General features: G+C 33.6%; 20 protein-coding genes. All 20 read right to left on the reverse strand.

Translation table 11 applies throughout. The features are described from left to right. Nucleotides 1-228 precede the first annotated feature (228 nt). Complete coding sequence (locus EV197_RS10415) at nucleotides 229-1,236, reverse strand: hypothetical protein (protein WP_130286696.1); 1,008 nt, start codon at nucleotides 1,234-1,236, stop codon at nucleotides 229-231. Nucleotides 1,237-1,378: 142 nt separating this feature from the next. Then, entirely contained in the window at nucleotides 1,379-2,488 is a 1,110-nt protein-coding gene (locus EV197_RS10420; protein ID WP_130286697.1) for a hypothetical protein, read from the reverse strand. Between the two features lie 180 nt (nucleotides 2,489-2,668). Continuing rightward, nucleotides 2,669-3,187, reverse strand: coding sequence for a nuclear transport factor 2 family protein (locus EV197_RS10425; RefSeq protein ID WP_130286698.1), 519 nt, complete (start codon nucleotides 3,185-3,187; stop codon nucleotides 2,669-2,671). Between the two features lie 49 nt (nucleotides 3,188-3,236). Then, entirely contained in the window at nucleotides 3,237-3,596 is a 360-nt protein-coding gene (locus tag EV197_RS10430) for a hypothetical protein (RefSeq protein ID WP_130286699.1), read from the reverse strand. Then, nucleotides 3,589-6,012 (reverse strand): penicillin acylase family protein, encoded by a 2,424-nt coding sequence (locus tag EV197_RS10435; protein WP_130286700.1) that lies wholly within the window; start codon nucleotides 6,010-6,012, stop codon nucleotides 3,589-3,591. The genes EV197_RS10430 and EV197_RS10435 overlap by 8 nt, the downstream gene beginning before the upstream one ends. 329 nt (nucleotides 6,013-6,341) lie before the next feature. Further along, the gene (locus EV197_RS10440) at nucleotides 6,342-6,722 is read right to left on the reverse strand and encodes a hypothetical protein (protein WP_130286701.1); all 381 of its coding nucleotides are present in this window, start codon (nucleotides 6,720-6,722) and stop codon (nucleotides 6,342-6,344) included. Between the two features lie 212 nt (nucleotides 6,723-6,934). Then, nucleotides 6,935-8,305, reverse strand: a complete 1,371-nt coding sequence (locus tag EV197_RS10445; protein WP_130286702.1) for a serine hydrolase domain-containing protein — start codon at nucleotides 8,303-8,305, stop codon at nucleotides 6,935-6,937. A 251-nt stretch (nucleotides 8,306-8,556) separates the two neighbouring features. Continuing rightward, nucleotides 8,557-9,096 (reverse strand): hypothetical protein, encoded by a 540-nt coding sequence (locus EV197_RS10450; protein WP_130286703.1) that lies wholly within the window; start codon nucleotides 9,094-9,096, stop codon nucleotides 8,557-8,559. 88 nt (nucleotides 9,097-9,184) lie between these two features. Beyond that, nucleotides 9,185-10,252, reverse strand: a complete 1,068-nt coding sequence (locus EV197_RS10455; protein ID WP_130286704.1) for a serine hydrolase domain-containing protein — start codon at nucleotides 10,250-10,252, stop codon at nucleotides 9,185-9,187. A gap of 303 nt (nucleotides 10,253-10,555) precedes the next feature. Further along, nucleotides 10,556-11,977 carry a S41 family peptidase gene (locus EV197_RS10460; protein WP_130286705.1) on the reverse strand — a complete coding sequence of 474 codons (1,422 nt, stop codon included), beginning with the start codon at nucleotides 11,975-11,977 and terminating at the stop codon, nucleotides 10,556-10,558. Between the two features lie 250 nt (nucleotides 11,978-12,227). Continuing rightward, nucleotides 12,228-12,611, reverse strand: coding sequence for a hypothetical protein (locus EV197_RS10465; protein WP_207224204.1), 384 nt, complete (start codon nucleotides 12,609-12,611; stop codon nucleotides 12,228-12,230). A gap of 293 nt (nucleotides 12,612-12,904) precedes the next feature. After that, nucleotides 12,905-13,363: a hypothetical protein gene (locus EV197_RS10470; RefSeq protein ID WP_130286707.1), complete on the reverse strand. Its 459-nt coding sequence runs from the start codon at nucleotides 13,361-13,363 to the stop codon at nucleotides 12,905-12,907. A gap of 148 nt (nucleotides 13,364-13,511) precedes the next feature. After that, nucleotides 13,512-14,720 carry an immunity 26/phosphotriesterase HocA family protein gene (locus EV197_RS10475; protein WP_130286708.1) on the reverse strand — a complete coding sequence of 403 codons (1,209 nt, stop codon included), beginning with the start codon at nucleotides 14,718-14,720 and terminating at the stop codon, nucleotides 13,512-13,514. Between the two features lie 104 nt (nucleotides 14,721-14,824). Continuing rightward, nucleotides 14,825-15,331, reverse strand: coding sequence for a hypothetical protein (locus EV197_RS10480; RefSeq protein WP_130286709.1), 507 nt, complete (start codon nucleotides 15,329-15,331; stop codon nucleotides 14,825-14,827). 197 nt (nucleotides 15,332-15,528) lie between these two features. After that, nucleotides 15,529-16,104, reverse strand: coding sequence for a hypothetical protein (locus EV197_RS10485; RefSeq protein WP_130286710.1), 576 nt, complete (start codon nucleotides 16,102-16,104; stop codon nucleotides 15,529-15,531). Nucleotides 16,105-16,291: 187 nt separating this feature from the next. Continuing rightward, nucleotides 16,292-16,831 carry a hypothetical protein gene (locus tag EV197_RS10490; RefSeq protein WP_130286711.1) on the reverse strand — a complete coding sequence of 180 codons (540 nt, stop codon included), beginning with the start codon at nucleotides 16,829-16,831 and terminating at the stop codon, nucleotides 16,292-16,294. A 164-nt stretch (nucleotides 16,832-16,995) separates the two neighbouring features. Continuing rightward, nucleotides 16,996-17,121 carry a hypothetical protein gene (locus EV197_RS17235; RefSeq protein WP_278042817.1) on the reverse strand — a complete coding sequence of 42 codons (126 nt, stop codon included), beginning with the start codon at nucleotides 17,119-17,121 and terminating at the stop codon, nucleotides 16,996-16,998. Between the two features lie 8 nt (nucleotides 17,122-17,129). Further along, the gene (locus EV197_RS10495) at nucleotides 17,130-17,591 is read right to left on the reverse strand and encodes a hypothetical protein (protein ID WP_130286712.1); all 462 of its coding nucleotides are present in this window, start codon (nucleotides 17,589-17,591) and stop codon (nucleotides 17,130-17,132) included. A gap of 80 nt (nucleotides 17,592-17,671) precedes the next feature. Then, on the reverse strand, nucleotides 17,672-18,100 hold the full coding sequence (locus EV197_RS10500; protein WP_130286713.1) for a hypothetical protein: 429 nt from the start codon (nucleotides 18,098-18,100) through the stop codon (nucleotides 17,672-17,674). Between the two features lie 299 nt (nucleotides 18,101-18,399). Then, nucleotides 18,400-18,690 (reverse strand): hypothetical protein, encoded by a 291-nt coding sequence (locus tag EV197_RS10505; protein ID WP_130286714.1) that lies wholly within the window; start codon nucleotides 18,688-18,690, stop codon nucleotides 18,400-18,402. Nucleotides 18,691-19,526: the final 836 nt, after the last annotated feature.

Below are 19,526 nucleotides of genomic sequence, written 5' to 3' on the forward strand. Positions count from 1 at the left end.
TTTAATTCAATCAATTGGTTTAAAGATAATGTTCGATTTAAAATTAATAAAATAGAAGTTTAGTATATCGGTACACCTTTTAGCAAAGTACTTCAGCAATGATAAAAAATATTTTAAGTTTAATGTTTTATAAAACCTGTCTAACATCTTAAATAGTATTTTAAAAGTTTGACTAGAGCAATGCTTACAAAACTCCTTGCGCCATTATTTTATTGAATACGATACTATTTACTTCTTATTTTTAGCATTCCACTCCTCAATAATATTTACGATTTCATCAAAATGTTCTTCTGGAGATTTTTTATCAAATGCTGTAAATGCACTAAAGGTATAGCCATACGCATCCATTGATGGTCCATTGGCTCTTACAAACGGTCCTGAGAGCCCTGCCATCCAGCCATCATTTTTCCAGTTTTCGTTGTCTGCCCTAAATTTCCATAAGTAAAAATCAGCAGGTCCTACATCACTGTATTCGATCGTAAACATTTTTACTAATTCGATTTCTGTAGGAAATGTATTAAGTTCAGTTGGATAAATTAACCAATTGACCATATCAGCTTTAGATAATTGGATCTGCGTATGATAGGCTTCGGGAAACAGTGATAACTTATTTAGATTTTTTAATTGCATGTATAGTAATCCCCTGGTTTCATCGTCTTTCGCTAAAGACTGATAATGTTTAGTATTTACTTGTCCACTTCTTCTTAATAGGGCGGCAACGGCAAAATATTTAGGTCTATTATCGGTAAAATAATCTAGAGAAGCTTTAAGTTCTTCCAAGGAAGTTTGACTCGTTCCGTATCCTAATAAATCAAGAATCAATCCAGATTCGGCTCTACCCATCATATAGGCTTCATCTTCCCATATCCAATTGTGATACGAATCAGTTTGCTTTAATTTTTGTCGAATTGACTCGTTTTGTTTACTAAGAACCTTTTCACTAGCTGGTGATAATTGAAAAGTGCTTGAAGCTGAAGTTTCTAGTGCCAGATTAGCTAGGGCATAATTAAATTCACCCGTCTGTAGCGCTTGATTTAAATTATTTGAAAGCTCCTTACTATAACTAACCAAGGCTTTAGGATTTTGCTGTATGATTTGATATAAAAAAGTAATGGCTTCCTGTTGCTGCTCAGCGATAAGGAGTAAATCTATATTCTTTTTGATTTGGCTATTGGTTTGTGCAATTGCAGAACTGTATACTCCTAGCAAGAGTAATGTATATATTATTTTTTTCATCTTATTCAATCTGGTAGCTGTAGGTTACTATCTAAGCATTTTTTTAAGTGCCCAAATGTATTAAAATTGTAGATGTTATCAATAAGTAATTATTAGTTAGGTACCTTGGCTTTAAAACTGGTTGTAAGGGTTAATCACTGATTTATTCTTGGAAAAGATAGCAAGTGTTTTCGTGTATGGAGTAGTGCCAACCACCTTTCCAAAGTTTATAGTTACTACTGAAATCATAATCTATACCATAAAAATCACCCATTAGATAGTCTCTTACCTCATAATTAGCGGTAATTCCATAACAAGCTTCTAATAAGTAATATTGCCAATCTTCATTTAAGGTGTATGTTGCGTCCTGTATGATTTCAGTGGCCATCTCATAGGCATCTTCAGTATGTTTTGTTGAAGAAGTTGCTTTAGGAGGTTCACCGATCGTAATGGTTACATTTTTTAAGAGGTCAGCTTCTTTATGTAAACCTTGACCTTCTAATAATAAACACCTTTGATTAATCTCTCTTTTAACCAAACTAGAAGCTTGAGTCGAATTTATTTTCTGCTCTGGTCTTGGGGTTACATACAGGTAAAATTCATCATCTGTCTGCTTCAATAAGTAACCAGTGTTATACGCCATATCTTGATATAGATTGGAAAGTTTATCTAAAAATAAATCTATGTTAGGAAGCTTTGAAAACATTTCTTTGCACTCTTGTAAGGTGCAGTCTTTTATGAGTGAAATAAATTGACAGGTGTCGTAATTTTTTTCTCCTGAACATTGTTGGAGCCATAATTTTTTAATGTCATCTTCATCCTCAGGGCTAGGGGAATCATTAAGATTTTTTAAATATTGAAAATTCTCAATGGGTACATACATATTCACTACCTGTTGACCATTTTCACCTCGTATCGGTTTAATTTCTTTATGCCACCATTTTGCTTTTTTTGGCCACCAACTATGCGCAGTTCGGACTAAATGCATTCCCATTTTTGTATCTAATGCAGTCCATCGTTCATATAGCAGGACTTTTTGCTTTTCCCATTCTTCAGAAAATAGTGGAGCAGTACAATCTGCAAACTCGATAATCCAAGCTTCTATTTTTACAGCTTCTCCTGGGTGTAGGTCATCTCCTTTAGAACCGTGTCCTGCAAGGATCACACCTTTTTTCCATGCTCCAGGTAAATCTTCAACCAAAAAATGATTTTTGCCTCCAGGGGCCCAAGATCCATATACAATTAAAGAATTACAGTAGTTATTTTTGGTCATTTATTTCGTGTGCTAGTTTCGAAAGGTGTCTATACTGGAGTAAATATCTATTTTAGACGCCGAATTTATTAAATACAAGTAGCATTGACTAAGACAACTTTGAAGAAATCTTGTTTAAATTTTTTAAAATGGATAGGGGAGAACAGCCTCTTTGTTAATCGTCTTGGTCAATATCGCTATTTAATTATTGATTTGCGCATTAATTTGTTCAAAGTACGTTGTATAATCTCCATAATCTATATGTTTTGTTATCAAACCATTTTCAATGGTCAATATAGTGGTGAAGGGTATTGAAATGAGAATTGTCTCCTCGCTATTTTCTTTGAACCAAGCGGCAGGTAAAACACATTCAAACGTTGAATTTACTACAGTGTGTGACCCTGAAGAAAACGTTTTACTTATCTTGAAGTCAACATAGGGTGGTTTATCATTTTCAAATTGATCTTTAAAAACATCTTTAAAAAAGGTATATACGCTTTCTTTACCGTCAAACACAAACGGTTGTTTAAAAGCTTCTTTTGCAGTAGGGTCTTCAAAATGGATAGCGTCTGAGTAGAATATTTTCATCGAATCAAAATCCCAATCTCCATAGGCTTTCATATAAGCCAATGCAATCGCTGTGTTGGTAGTTTTCTTTGTCTGGGCAAATGATGCCAAAGGGATAGCAAGAAATAAAATACAGTATATTACTTTATGCATAGGTTACTTAATTTTTAGTCTTCAAGTTTAAAGGTATAGTTCAACTAGGTTATTTCTTGTGGAGGAAAACTACTGAAAGCTGCTTCCCTAAAATACCACTTATACCAGCAGCTACACCGCCTATAATCCCGGTTAATAAAATTAATAGATATGGATTACCACCAATTTGTAATAATTGAGCTATTTTTTTAGCTAAGATGAAATCGTTGGCACTACTCAGTATAAAACAGTACAGTATCCAAAAAACTACTATGGCCAAAAACGGAATAAAAAATACGGCTGCTTTTTGTAATGGAATACTCAATGCTGATAGTAAAGCTGCGATCATAATAGACCACCATGGTAGCACAAATGATAATAAAATTGCCAGCCCTAAGGTTGCTATGAAATTGATTCTATTTTTACTCATTTTGCTTTGGTTTTAAGGTCTGTGAACCGATGATATCCGTTGTTTTTTGATCAGATTGCATAAAATTAAGACTATGATAGGTACCAGCAGCCCAATCATCAATAAAATTATCATAGTACTTACTGCCCGGATTGCCGGATTGCCCGCCCGGGTAAATTCCTAATCCTGTTGGGGGAGAAGTCATCTCTACGATCATTCTCCAAGAAGGGCCATGATCTTCTGAGGTGGCATTGACAATATTACGGTCGCCCCCGATCGGAATATCAAATCTCGAAAACGCAGGCAGGCCTTGCAACAAATGACCAATATGGGTGCCTTTATAATTCGCCCAGGTATAATCACCGTCTTTTTCTTTTATTTCTTTTAAACGCTTCGCAGCTGCTTTAAAAGCTAATAGAAACAAATCCTTTGCTGTTTCGGTTTTATCCTTAGTTTCCACAATATCCATAAATTCGTGGTTGCCGTAATTTTTTAGAATATAAATGGTTTGATAGGTTTTGGGCTTGGTCAATGCCATCGTATCGCTGTCTAACTCATCCCATAGCATCGTATATAATTTACCATACCATTGTCTCCATATACTGGGACCAACTTCATTAATATCATTATTAAAATCCCAGGCTTTAATCTCGTTATAGATCGTTTTTTCGTCTTCAGATAGTGAGGAGGTTTCCATATGCTCTAACATATATGGAACTAGTTCTGCGGCTTTAAGGTTGTAATTGTTATTATGTAAATCTTTAAAATCCTGAACGCTAAAGGTTTCCTTAGATGCAAAAAAATCATTGATTACACGATTTCTGTAGGTTTCATATCGGTCATTAAATACATAATACGGATAGTTTTCATCTACCGGATGTTGATTCGCCGAACTTACAAAACCACGTTCCGGGTTCTTGGTGTGTGCATTAAATCGCTTAGGGATATAGGATTGCCAATCGTTTTCGGGTTTACTGCCGTCCATCAGAAACTTACCTTGCCCTTCCCATTTATTCGCAAATTTTCCTTGAATCCACAATGCAATATTACCTTGAGTTGAAGCGAATACAAAATTCTGAGCCGGAGCATTCCAATGTTGTAACGCATTGACATAATCATCGTAATTTTTTGCTTTATTCAGTTCAATAAACGTTTTTTGATTATTGCCACCGTCATGGGCTATCCATCGCATCGCATACCCGGAGCGTTCATTATCAGATTTAAAATTAACATCATAAACGACTGGTCCGTGATGGGTATACAGTACAGTATCCTTAAAATTCTCTCTACCTTTTACCTTAATATCTTCGACCCTAACCATAACATCTTTCCATTGGTTATCGTATCGGTATTGCGTACGGTCGTCATTGAATTTTATTTTATACCAATCAATGACATCTCTGGTGGCATTAGTTTCACCCCAGGCGATGTGTTGATTAAAGCCTGAAATAACACCTAATGCCCCGGGAATTGTTGCGCCAAAGGCATTGTGACTAGGTGTGCTTAATTGCATAACAAACCAAATGGACGGTAAATTAAGACTTAAGTGCGGGTCATTGGCCAATATAGCATTACCAGTAGCCGATTTTTTATCAGAAATCGCCCAGTTATTGCTACCATTATCCGGATGAGGTTTTGCTATGGTTTCTGGTATGGTATCCAACACCGCCTTACTAGCGGGAAGCGGTGTTTGGGGTACATCAATAAAACTCCAATCGGTATTGCTGGGGATTACAGGATCAGTACTGTCGAAAAAATCCGGGAATAATAAATCAAAATTTTCTTTTCCGATTAGGCGCAATACATTCGTATACTCCAGATCATCGTCATATCCTGCTAAGGTTTTGGTCATATACATCAATAGCAAGGAAGATTTTTTTATTGACCAACGTTCTGGTGTATAATCCAATAACTTGTATTCTACAGGATAGTCGTTTGGATGGAGCTGATCGATGTAGGCATTGACTCCATCTGCATAATCCTGCATAAAACCTAGCGTTTCAGGATCGTGTTGTTTCATATACGCTATCACTTGCTCTGCGCCATAGCCCATACCACGTCGTCTTTCTGTGCGATCATAGGTTAGCGCACCTTCACCAAAAATTTCAGATAAACGGCCTGCTGCAGCATGTGTTTGAAACTCTAATTGCCATAACCGATGTTTTGCGGTTATATACCCTTGCGCTTTATATAAGTCGTGTTCATTTTGAGCAAAAACGTGCGGAATTAGTTGTTCATCATAATGTACGGTAACCTTGTCTGTTAATCCAGGTATAGAGACCGCTCCGCTAATGGATTCGTCAGTTTCATTCTGCCAGATCCCTGAAACTGGGTTTAAAAACTGTCCCAAAGGAGGGAGGGAACCCATTTTGGTATTAAGGACATAAAAGATGGTAAGGGTAAGTACCAAGGTGATGACAAGTGTAACGTATTTCATTAAGTATAGCGATTATAAGTACCTAAAAATACCAAATATTATGTTATCAAAAAGAGATATGCTGAGTACAATGCATTTTTTTTACTGTCAAAATAGAGTACTAGTGAGTATTGGTGGAGTGGAGCAGTGGTATTATCGTAAGCATCTAGGAAAGATTTGCCAATAGTTAAAACACTTAAAAATCAACACTATGAGATAATTAAAAATAAAATAGTAAATAGAGCAACTGGACTAAGGCTTTTCATAGGAGCATCATTCTAAAAAGGAATGGCCTCTCATTCAAATACAGGATTGCTCGGATTTCATTTATAATGTTGTGTGAAGGCTTTTTATTCTATTCCTACTATTAATTCTGTTCTTATAAATTCTAGAGATTCTGCATAATAATCATTTCCATTCCAGTTCCCAATTTCTCTTTGTGTTTGTTGATTATGAAGACAAATAACAGGTGTCAAAGGATCTAATTGTATTCCAAAAGATTTTTTTCCATCATCATATATCGCGTAACTATTTTCGGTTTCGGCTTCTCCCCAACTAGTTTTTTCAATCAATTTAGTCGCTTTATAGAATTTTAAATGATCAAATATTTTAGGCTCATCCACTCTTAGTATCTCATACAAATCTTTACCAAATTCAATATATCGGGTTTTAACTTCTTCAAAAGTTTCCTCCACGTATTCTTGAGAATCATTTAGTAAAGGATGAATCATTTTTTTTAGTTTTTATGGCTTACACACAATGGTTACTAAATGTCTCATAGCCAATCAAAATATTACCTAGCTTTTTGATATTTCTGCGCATTGATTGCTTCTTGATAGCTATCGGGATTACTTTCTGCAATCATTGCGCCTTACCAAAAATACAACAACGATTCGATTGATCAATTCGCTGCTATGAGCATATACATAGCGTTGGCAATGTGCTATTCCTGTTTTTTTAATATAATACTCATCTTTGGTGCATTAACTTGCATCCTATCATTCACAAATGCATAGGTGTATCCATCTTCAGCAATCCAGGTATTTCCTCCGACATACGTAATCGGATATTTTTTGCTACTTTGAATCAAAAGTTGGTCTTTTTCTTCAATAACCTGCATTTCTATGGGATGCCCCATAACTTTTCCGGTATAAATACCCTTCAAACTTTCCAAGTTACCCTCAAAATTTTTAGTAATGCTCTTTTTTGGGATAAAGTAATCAGCAATAGAATTAGATATATTCGTAGGCTTTACTTTTCCTAAGGTATTTATTAAGGTTACAACGGTTAAGTCACTTTCTGGAAAATACCTTGTGTCCGATAAAAATCCTTCAATTACTCCATTATGAGAAAATACCTTATTACCTTCGTGTTGATTTATTTCTAGACCTAGTCCATAGTTAGTCACAGCACCATTTCGTAATTTGTTTGCCGTTGTCATGGAGTTGTATGCATTTTTTTCTAAAAGTTCATTTGAATGATACAGCGCAATTTGCCACTTTAGCAAGTCCTCAACAGTTGAACATAGAGAACCAGCTCCCTTTGCCATTTGAAGATCGCCTAATGTAGTGGGATTTAAATTCCCCTCTTCATTCATAGTATAACCGCCTACGATTGAATCTTTTGCTATTGAATAGCAGTTACCAGTATTTTGCATAGCTATTGGCTGAAAAATATTTTTTTTCAAATATTCTTCATAGGATAAGCCGCTTATTTTTTCTATTAATAGGGCTAATAAGTAATAACCTGAATTATTATAATCCATGGCCGTTCCTGGCTCAAAATCGAATTCTTTTTGCTCCAGGAGACGTAGAAAATTATCTGAAGAATAGCCTATTTCCTGTAATTGTACAGGGATGTCTGTCTCGGTATAGTCTTTAATCCCCGAAGTGTGGTTTAGTAATTGCCTTACCGTTACGCTTTTGTCATTGGTATTAAAATCAAGATGTTGTTCAATAGTATCGTCCAAAGCGACTAGTTCTTTTTCCACTAACTGCAATGTTGCTATTGCCGTAAATGTTTTGGTCACTGATGCAATCGGAAACACGGCTGTGGTTGCCAATGGAGTTTGTTTATCGATATCAGCGTAACCATAGGATTTTAGAAAGATAATTTTTCCCTTTTTTACAATACCAATTACTGTTCCTGCAATTATAGTATCTTCTATTAAAGGATTTACAATGGAATCAATCTGATGTTCAACTAGTTGTTCTCTGTCTTGTGATTGGGAGTTAGACTTATCTTTTTTGCAGGAGCTGAAAAATAAGATAAATACAATTGCGGGTAATGTAATGATTGATTTTGGTAGTGGCATTTAAGGTTGGTTATTGTGATTATAGGCAACGGTCTTATCTAACCGTCCATTCGGGTGTCAAAGTTACTGTTTTTTGAATAAACAGAGATGCTTGCCATTGCTCGGAGATTAGTTGAAGCCCGCCCTTAGTGTAGTGAAAGATAGTCGAATCCGTCGACCAGAGCGAAGCGACTGATGAACACTTAGAAATAGTAAATAAAGCAACCGGACTAAGGCTTTTCATAGGAGCCATTGTAGTGTGTAGTTTGTTTTTAATTATTATTTAGTTTCTTGAGCTTAGCTCTTTGCTCTGCTAAAGTACCAACTCCAAATTCTATCCTTTCTTTATCAGACACTTTTGTTGTGTCATAATTCTTCATAATCCAAGGCTTGAATTTAGTTTTGGAATACTGAGTCCCATAAATTTGGGGTTTACCAGTACTTAAGAGATATCTATCTGTAGCTGCTGCATACAATCTTTTGTTAATTGTAGAGTCTAATTCAATTGCTTTTTTCATAAGACTTACGGCTTTGGCATAATCATTAGAATCATTACCATGTTGAAAAACATATGCCACCATTTGATGTTCTTTTGCGGATTCAACAAGCCCCGAGTCTATTAGTTGATTTGCTCGTTTTTTTCTTAGCTCATCTCTTTTAGAAAGTCTAGACCATCTTAATTCGGATTTTCTATCATTTTGGTCACTTTCAAATATTTTTTTTACTCCGGCAGTCATGATTTCTTGCTCATCATTATAATTTTTTGAGCAACCAGCCACGATAATTAGAATTAGTAAATAGATATTTTTCATTTTTCTTTATAATTAAAACAAAGTGTTTGTGTATGCTTCGTTGCGTGTAAAATAGCGTTTACTTTTCGGTTAAGCACTAGCCAATTTTTTAATTTATTAGTTCTCCAACGATTTTTAATGCGTAATTTGTCAATTGTCCTTCATCACTATTATTAGACAATATAGCCACACCAGTATTTTTTGTAGGTACAATTATAACTATACTTGAACTTCCATAGGTTCCTCCGTTATGAAAATAGACGGTTTCATCTTTAATTTTATGAATACCCCATCCTAAACCTACTTTTTGTTCGCTATTTGTTAGCTGATTTGCAAGAAGGGATTGAACTAATTTTTCTTGGTCAACCTCAGGTTGAATGTGTACCTTGAGAAATTTTAGCAAATCTGGCATAGTAGTTTTTATACTACCAGACGGACTTAGTTCTGCTAAATGAATTAAAGGCATTGATTCTTGTTTTCTGTGTGGAATAGCTACATCTGTTAGATTATTTTCAGTTAAGTTTAAATAGGTTGATTTTAGTTTTAATTTTTTAATTATGTAATTTTCGAATAAATATGAAAATTTTGTTTTTTGAGATTCAGCCATTGCCAACCCTAAAATACCAATACCAAAATTTGAATATTTAACTTTACCATAATTATCCAAAGTGTCAGTCTCTTTCAATATCGAGAACATAAACTCTTTTGTAAACATGCCATAAGGGTTGTTTTCATCGAAACCATCAAGTTGGACTAAGCTTTTCGTACTGTCAAAAGCGGGAAGTCCAGATGTGTGAGTGGCTAAATCAACCAATTTAACTTTTGAAGCCCAGTCTTTATCTTTTGTTATGTTATTGGGTAAGTATTTTGATAGCAAATCAGACCGATTTATTTTATTTTCATATTCAAGTGATGCAAGAATAAATGTCGTGTATAACTTAGTGACAGAACCTATTTCAAAAAGAGTAGTGCTATCTACGTCCTTTAGTTGATTAGTGTATTTACCACCATAATAAAACGCATTTTGTTTGTGGTTTTTAATTATTCCTATACTTAACCCAGCATTATTTTTATTTTCAAAATGTTTCTTAGAAATACTATCTACATATCGTTCAATGTTTTGTGCAAAAGAGCCTTGAGTACTTACTAAAAGTAAAATAATAAGTGTTTTTTTCATGTAAAGTTTTTACGTTTCTATTATGACGAAGGTAAAGTTCTTTTGTTACATTGAATTATTGATTTTGGGATTGGTGCATTACACTTAACGGTTCGTACAACCCTCAGTTACGAGTAAATATGCAATTATTTTGGGTTAAGAATTGGCGTTAGCAATTCTGAGTGGATTCGAGAGCCTGTCCTAAGCTTGTCGAAGGGTAGTCGAATCCGCCGACCAGCGTTAAGCGACTTATGAACACGTAGAAATAGTAAATAGAGAAACTGGTCTAAGGCTTTCCATAGGATACATTGTTGTTGTGCGTTTTTACTTGCTTTGTAGTTCGTTTATTGCATTTAAAATATTCTTTTTATCTTTTTCTAAATCATCAGCAACTTTTCTAAAAAATGTCTGTCTATCATTGGGGTAATTCAATTCATAATTAACAGGAACTCCAATATTTTCATAACATTTATAATTATTATCTGTGTAAATTTCATTTGAAAGTGAAAAATACCAACCGTTTGGTAATGTCTTTTGCAAAGCGTCTGAAATTGCTCCATTTGTACTTGAGCCAATACGTTTTATATTATTTAATTCCATTGAACTTAATGCCAACATTTCAGTAGCACTTGCAGACTGTTGAGAAGTCAATAAATAAACTGGTTTTGTATATGGATTTTTGGCTGACTCTAAATAAATCGGTGTTTTTGCAGTGTAGCTATTATTGTGTCTTGCTTTTTTAAAGGCGATTTGTCTTCTTTCAGCGTTAAATCGTCTCAAAATTTCTAATGCTACTACGTCTTGTCCACCACCATTAAAACGGACATCGACAATAATATGCTTTGTTTCTTTCAGGTCTTGCATTATCCTATCCATTAACTTGCTTATTCCAGCTACTTCTTTTGTAATTTGTTGCTCGTAATTCAAACTATCAAATGCGTCCATATAAGTTGACACAAATCCATTTTTCTTGATAAGGCTATTGTTTAAATTTAAATCTGCATATAAAAACATTGCCTTGATTTGAATATAACCAACATTGTTTTCCATCTTTCCCCATTTCATAAGCCACGTGTCCTTGGTCAAATCTTCCTTAAGATAATAATCTGCAACAATTCCAGCAATCTCAAAATCGCCATATTCTTTTAGTTCTTCTGTTTCTTCTTCCGCTAATTCTGATTGAATTTGATTTTCTGCTAATTCGTAAACCTCATCAGTTGGTTCTATCGAACCGTGATTATCTTTCAATTTTTCAATCATATCCTCAATAATTAAGTATAAATCAACTTCTGTGCTTTTTGAATTGATTTTGTTTTTTGAGTTTATGTTAAGACTGTCCCAATTAATTTTATTGAGGTCAAAATAGGCATAGTGGTTTTTGTAAGTATTTGCAAAAACTTCAAAATTATATAAAATGTCGTTTTTGTCTTTTGTCTTTTGATTACACAAGTCTGGAAATTCGCTTATTCTTACATAGCGGTATTTGCTAAATCCACGTCTTATGGTTAGCGTATCATTTGAAATTTTCATTGAATTTTTGACTTCTGAAATATTGCCCTTTTTTGCAGGTAAGCAAGAAATATCTGTAATGTCAAAATATTCATAAGAATTAGCATCTATTTTCAGGGTTTCACCATAGCCTATGGATTTCCAAATTCCTTCGATAGAGTTGTTTTTCTGGTTATTTGGTTTGCAAGAAAACAATAAAATTGGCACAAGTGAGAAGAGAGTAATTTTAGTTCGCATAATGTTGATTAAATTCTACCCTAAAGATTGTAATTTTTAATATTTGTTACAGCTTTTCTTAAATGCACTACAACGTTTAGCTATGCGTAGTGCGGAAGCAAAAAATCGCTAGTCTTCGAATCAGCACTTAGCCAAAGTTTGTGTTTTGTTTTTATATTTTCCAAAATACTAAATTTAAATCTTTGGCGACAAATCAAACAGGCAAAGACCTTTCGGTCAAACCCTAATCCGCATTATCGCATAGGTGTTGTTAGCTGGCGTTTTTTTCTATATAATTTCTTTCAAACTCTCCAAATATTTTATTCAATTCAGTCCGTTGCGATTCCGTTATTCCATATTCCAAATCATTTAAAACCTCTTTGATAATATAATATTCGTCAAGATTTTTAATCTTCTTTTTTTCGAGTACTTTTTTTGGTAAATTTTTGATTTGAGAAGTCAAAATATTTAATGAAGGAAACTTTTTCGAAGTCAAATTGTTATTCAGTTCCGTTTTTAAATCATTCGGTAAATCTTTAAGTCCAGTTAATGAATCTCTTAATCCCTCTCTCAATCCTTTTCTAGCTAGGGATTCACTTTCCTTTTCCCAATTTCGTAACACGTTTACAGGAGAAAACTCCGCTTTAGGATCCATTTTTGCATATTTCGCTTCAAATTCCCAAATAATTGTGAAAATTTCTTTGTAAAATTCGTAGTTCGATTTATTAATTTTTATCATTTCTAATGAAAGCTAACGGTTAGTATATGGCAAGTAGGGCAGTAGAAAGCAATAAACTTTCAAGTTTGCACTGAGTCAAAACGTTGTATTTTGTTTTTAATTTATTCATTCTTAAAATCCAAATCAACGATTTGGCGGTGTTGTTAAATAGCACTGAACTTTCGTAAACCACCGAACGCCCTATTTGCTATATACAGTGTTAGCATCTTTTATTTTTTTATCAGAACTTTCGAAATGTTCTTTCGGTCATACCAATGTTGAAAAACAGTTATTGTATCAATTGGTGATTCGTTTACATAATAGCTTAGGACACTAGTTAGATATATTTTGTTAGTTGTTAAGCTGTCAATTCGCGAGTTTTGAAGTCGAGTTGATGTTTGATTTTTGTCCTTAACTCGAATCAAATATTGCTCATTAAACCAATTATTAAATCCATTATCTTTCCTATGTTCATAGAATTTCATCTTTTGACCTTTCACATTGATTTCAATCGTATCAATAGCTCTTCCACCAAATGATTCTTCCCCAAAATCAACGTGACAATATTTTCCAATTAACGAACTATCAAGATTAGTCGGCTCGTAATATCTTATATTCGAACCATCTTGTGCCATTATACGCGTCAAAAAATATGCTGCAATTACTGTTAATCCTGATTTTCTTTTCATCCGATTCTAATTGATCCTAACGTTTAGTACATGCAAAGTAGACGATTGCGGGCTCCAGAATTATCAAACCGTTACTAAGTTGAAGCGGGCTACAACCCTTAACTTTACTACCGTCACGCCTATTTTGTATATACATTGTTATGGCTCGTTATTTCATTTCCTCAATCAATTCGATAATACTTTTTGTCCCTGTAATTTTACAATTTTCCTCGTAATTCTTTTGTGGGTCAAGTCCAAACTTTTTCATTATCTCAGTGCGAATTTTATCATTTTTCGGGTTTCTTAAATCCCAATCAAGTTTGTAATGCTCTCCTTTTGTAAAATCAAAATCCCCATTATTATCAATCGTTTCATTTATGTCAACAGAATCAAATTTTGGTCTAAATCCAATACTATAATAACCATAAGGATTTTGTAAATGTCTTGAGGGATTTTTCTCAGGCAGCTTATCGTTAATTGCGGTGATGTATTTATCAAACTTTTTCTTTGGCAACTCTTTATGAATCAAACCCCATTGCAAGAAGACATTAGGTGTCTGGTCAATCCGCCTACCATATGAAATTGGAAATTCAAATTCCTCTATCTCAAGCGGCAAATAACCTATTATTTCTAATTCTCCGTAAAAGACAATATTGTCCATAATAAAGTCGGACGGTAAAGACTTTTTATTTTTAAGTTGCTCAATATCCACTGATTTACTCACAGATTTATATGCATACAATTTAATCAGCAATGGTGGCCCCATTAATAAATTCAGTCCGTGATTTTCTGGTAGTAATTTCCTTTTTCTTGCTTTATTTACGTCAAAAAGAATTCTACCAAATCCAAATTCAGTTCTGTTTAGTTTAAAGGCGAAAAAATCACCTGATTTATATTTAACATTTTTACGTTTAGCTTTCCTAAATTCTTCAATTTGTGTCAAATGGTCAGAAGGAGAGTTATTAATGAATTCAACAATCATTTTTTCTAAATCAGAATCAGTCCTGCGGTACTCCCAATCTCTTGAATAAAAAGTAGTCTGCGAAGTGTGGTTTCCAATTATTAAACCTCCACCTGAATTCACATTTAAATAAACTCCTATTGGTGTCCTCGATTCAAGTACTGAAGGAGTCAACTTTTTAGGTTTGCCCTTTCTTGTTTTTGGTAAAATAAGCTCTCTGTTTTCGGTCTGCTCATTAAACTGAATCTCTTTATATTCTTTGTTGGTAGAAATCACTTGTTTTTTAATCGTATCTCCCTCAAAATACAATATTGAGTCAGGTCGATATGTATCTCCTTTGAATTGAACTTTGTCCCACGAATCCATAACAGGTTCAAGTCCGAAATATTTTCTTTGGTCGTTGGTTAATTCTGTCATATAAGTTTCTTGCTGTGTCGTTCGCTAATGAGCCATAACGTCTCTTGTATGGTGCGTTTGCATCCCGAAGGATGCACATGCATTATACAAACTGTTAACTACATTTATTTTATTAATTCTACTCTTGTAACTAAATATGTTACATTATCTTTTTGATATTTCAAAATGCCACACAATTCCAGATCCGATAAATTGCGATAACTTATTTCATATTTTTCTTTTTCATCATAAATTATAGAATATGCTTGGCTTATTTCAGTTACAAGTTCTTTTTTCGTAAACCCTTTCTCATTGTAAATTTCATAAGCAATAGATTTTTTTGAAGGAAAATCCATTACCAGTACGGCTTTGGAATCATCAATTACGGGAGAATTGCACTCAATTAATTTATCTAACTGGGGTTTTTGTAAGTTTATTCCGCCGACACCACCTTTTTTTCGAATATACCTTTTTCCATCATCATTCATTCTTTGAAATGGAATTGCAGATTTTAGATATTTAGCATGATTTATTTCCGATTTGTCCAAAATATAGATCTTATTAGATGTCTCGTCTTTACAAGCTAGAATTGCAATCAATGCAATAATAATAGATAAAGCTTTTTTGGTCATAATTGTAGTTAACGTTTAATATATGTGTCGTAGCAAGGCAAAATGTTACCTTGTTTTTTGATTTTCCTGCCTACCTGGCGGATGGCAGGCAGGTCTGCGCAATGATTGCCAACTTTTCCATTCGGCAAGTATTGCGTCTTCAAAATATACACAAAGCAATCGATTGATCACTTTGCTGCTATGGCACATATATGTTGTTATCGCTCGTTTTTTGTTTTTAATAGATCAATTATTTCCTGCTCCAAATTTTGGTCAGAATAATCATTTGGAAAAATTAAATATTGGTACCCCCAAGCAGCATTGTCTATATTTAAAAGACCGTAGTTCTCCTTAAATAACATAGCTCCATTTCCATCAACAACAGGTTCTTTTAGTTCATACAAGTCAAATCCTTTATTTAAAAAAACACCGTTATAATAAACGTCATTTTTTATTTTCTTAAATTCAAATGGGCCAAAGAATAATTGACTGGTTTTTGGTAAGAATTTCACATCAGTTATTCTAGTTGAATCTGGTAAATTATAATAATGATATTTTATAATTGAATCCGTATAAATTATTTTCACTTTATATTGCATTTCATATGCAAGTTTATCTAATTTATATGAATACATAGTTCTGTCTTCCGTCCGATTATAGATTTCGCTTTTTAATTCAAAATACTCAGAGTCAGTTTTATTCCCCATAATTGAAACTCCGAAAACTAAAATTAAAGTAGCTCCGACCGCAATTATGGTGATGATAACTATTAGTATGTTAATTATTTTTTTCAAATGAGAGATAACGCCAAATATATGAATCGGAGCAAGGCAAGCATACCTGATTCAATTGATTTATCTGCGCATTTTTATTTTTTGTCCAATTTATAAAAATCTAGCGCCACCGCAAAAAGGGAATGACCTTTCGATCTAGCACTAAACTTTGCTCTGATTTCATATATAATGTTGTATGTAGGCTTTTTTAGTCCGTTACATACCATTCTTTATTCAGTTTATCATAATTTAGGTCATAACCATAATAAGACTTGAAGCTTAGACTATAATTTCCATTTTCATAAACTTGATATAAGTACTTTGTTCCGATCTTTGTCCTCTCCGGAATATCAAGATTTGACTTTTTTTCAAGTTCAGCTAATGATTTTGGATATTTCCCATTTTGTAACTTGTATTTGTCTATCAGTTCAATTATTTGAGTTCCTTTTTCCTTAGAATTTTCAATTTGCCATTCTCTAATAGGAGTAGATACTAACCAAATGATCAGTAATTGTATTAAAGAAATAATAAAGTAATATTTGAGTTTAGATTTGTGCTTTTTGTCAATAAATATTGAGATCAGAATTCCAATAATTAAAGCGATTAGTATGAAAACTATATAGTATGTTACTCCAAATACAAATTCCCAAGCAAAGGAATAATTCCAAACATAGAATGTCAGAATTATCATAGATAAAACTCCAAAAATTATCAGAGTTTTCCTTTTCGGATATAAAATGTTTTTCAAATACAATTTCTTTTTTTAGGCTTACATACAACGGTCAAGTATAAGCGTAGTGCGGGGTTTCGGAGCGATAAACTGTTCGCCCACCGTAAAGTTTATTAGGAGCTAAAACACTCAATTTTAGCATTTAAGCCCTCATTACGCTTATACAATGTTGGCAGCTGGCTTTAATTTTTTCTGGTCTTTGGAGTTGTTGGTTTTTCGCCTTTTTCAATTCTGTCTGTAGGAAACTTTGGTGGAACCGGTTTTTGTGGTTCTTTCGGAGCTTCCTTTGGATTTTCCTTTTTGCTCATAATTATTATTATTTGAATGTTACTATTACTAATTGAATTCCTGTTAAAATCAAAGATACTATTAAGAAAGTTTTGGCTCTATATAAATCAAGGCTTCTTTGATCATTAAACGTTGTATGATTGTCGGTTACCGTAATCAAACGTTCTATTAATTCTGTTTCAAAAGTCAGTTTATCTTCTTCACTGACCTGAGAATTATAATCTGGTATTTGTTTGGTTTCAAATTCTCGAATATCCTTAGTTAATGCAAGGTTTCTATATGCGAAACCTTTGAATAAATTGTTATAAGACTTGATTAAAAAAAATGCACTAATCAGTATTGTTATTCCAATTGTAATTATCATTACTTGCACTACTTCTAATTCGCAAAAAAAATCTTCGAAAAACTCTCTATCTGTATAAATTGAATTTAGTCCAATGATCAAAGTAAGAATAGTAATTGGGATATTTATTGATTTATCTAAATCCATTCTTCGATTTAGTTCTCGATCATAAATACTCTTATAAAAATTAAATGATTCCATCCTGTTTTTTATTGGCTGCTGTTTTTTTATTCTTCTTCATATTCAATTGTTACGTTCAAAGTTGAATCCGAATAAGTCAATTTGTTAATCTGAGTAATTGGCTCGAGTTTGTCCGAATATGTAACTACTAAAGTGTCAAACGATTTCCATTTTGTTTCCACAGTCGTTCCGCCTGTGTGTTCAGCAGAGAATACGATTTTCTTTTTTGTGTCATCTGGATTGTCAGAGCAACCCAAGTCAATTGAAACTATTATAGCAGGAATTGTCACAGCATTTCCGCCATATTCAAAAGTTGTCGCTTGTCTTAGACCTTCATAGTCACAGTCTGTTTTTAAAATTTCTTTTTCAGGTTCTCCGAACAAGTCAAATGTGCTTATGAATATTCCGTAAATGACAAACAATCCAATTATCAAAATTGAAATGCTTATCAGTCCATATTTTACTATTCGGTTCATTTTTTAGCTTGCTGCCAACGTAGGAATAAACACACCGGTGTGTTTATCTCCATTATATATTAATTACAAAACTAAATGAATTTTTCAAAATAAAGCTGCGCTATGAAACGGGTTATATAATCGTAGTGTATAATTTATATCAAAACGCTAACACGGCACTATCTTCTTACTCTTGTTAGCTATTGCATTGGTCCTGTTGGTAAAGGTTATTTACTATAAATTATGTAGGATTACGCTGATGTAGCCGTTGCATTAAACGTTTAATAAACGTTTAATAAACGAATAATTTACAATCATCATTAACTACCCGCAAAAGGAGTTCCAAACACACCTACTGCCAATTCTGCCCAAAGTACCAAAAGGAGTAGGAGGGTTCCTAAAATGAGTACTAAGCGTGGTACGGGTTGGGTAATCTTTCGTAAAATGAGCTCAATACCCAGGGCAGTGCTGAGTAATAAGGTGCCCATAATGATAAAATCGCTCAACTTCCAATCTACCGTGTCACTAAAGTTCATGGTAATAAAAGGAATCAATAGCAGTAGCGCAACGCCACTGATCAATAGTAAGAGTCGTTTAGGTTGTGGTTTCATAATCTGTTTATTTAAGTACTTTGAAATACAAAGTAAATAAATATCTAGTAATAATACAATAGTAGGGCGTTCTAATCTATTGTTTTACTGTGCGCTAGGATTCAGTAGGGGGAGATGCAGGTTGTAAAATAGGTGTTTTTCCCCATTGCCGTGCTTTGGTTTCTCCAGTACATTTGTACCATAACATTTTAAAAAAACATACTATAAACCATTTTTACACTTAGCATTATGAATATTTTAGCCATTAATTTCCGTTCTATTTTAGCCTTTATTAAAGAATTACCAGGAGCTTGTAGTCACGCCATACACAGATAGTAGGGGACTAAAACATACTAACCAACCAGGGAAAAACAAAAATCAAGTCAGGGAAAGAATGCACATCATAACGATGTGCATTTTGTTTTTGTGTTAGCTCGTAGTTTATTCCAATGGTAATAGCGCTCTTTTAGTTAATTCGTTTTTTTGGTGAGTAGGACAGAAGGTAATGTAAACGGTCAAATTAGGATGCAAACCGGATAAAAAAAATGAATGAGGCTACTTTAGGGTACTTTACTGGTTCAAAAAGGGGGTTTTCCCCCATTGCGATGCCTTCTTTTCTGAGCTATATTTGTACTATAACATTTTAAAAAACATACTATTAATCATTTTTACACATACAGCATTATGAACATCTTACACATTAACTTCCGTTTTATTTTAGAGTTTATCAAGGAATTGCCAAAAGCGAGTAGTCACGCTATCCATAGATAGTCAAGTAGTACTACAATCTTTTCAACAGCATAATTATTTGGGGAAATAATTAGTTATAAGTTAAGTGAGAATGAAAAACCGTATCA

Origin of the sequence: Aquimarina brevivitae, assembly GCF_004216895.1 — a bacterium.
GTDB classification, from domain to species: Bacteria; Bacteroidota; Bacteroidia; order Flavobacteriales; family Flavobacteriaceae; genus Aquimarina; species Aquimarina brevivitae.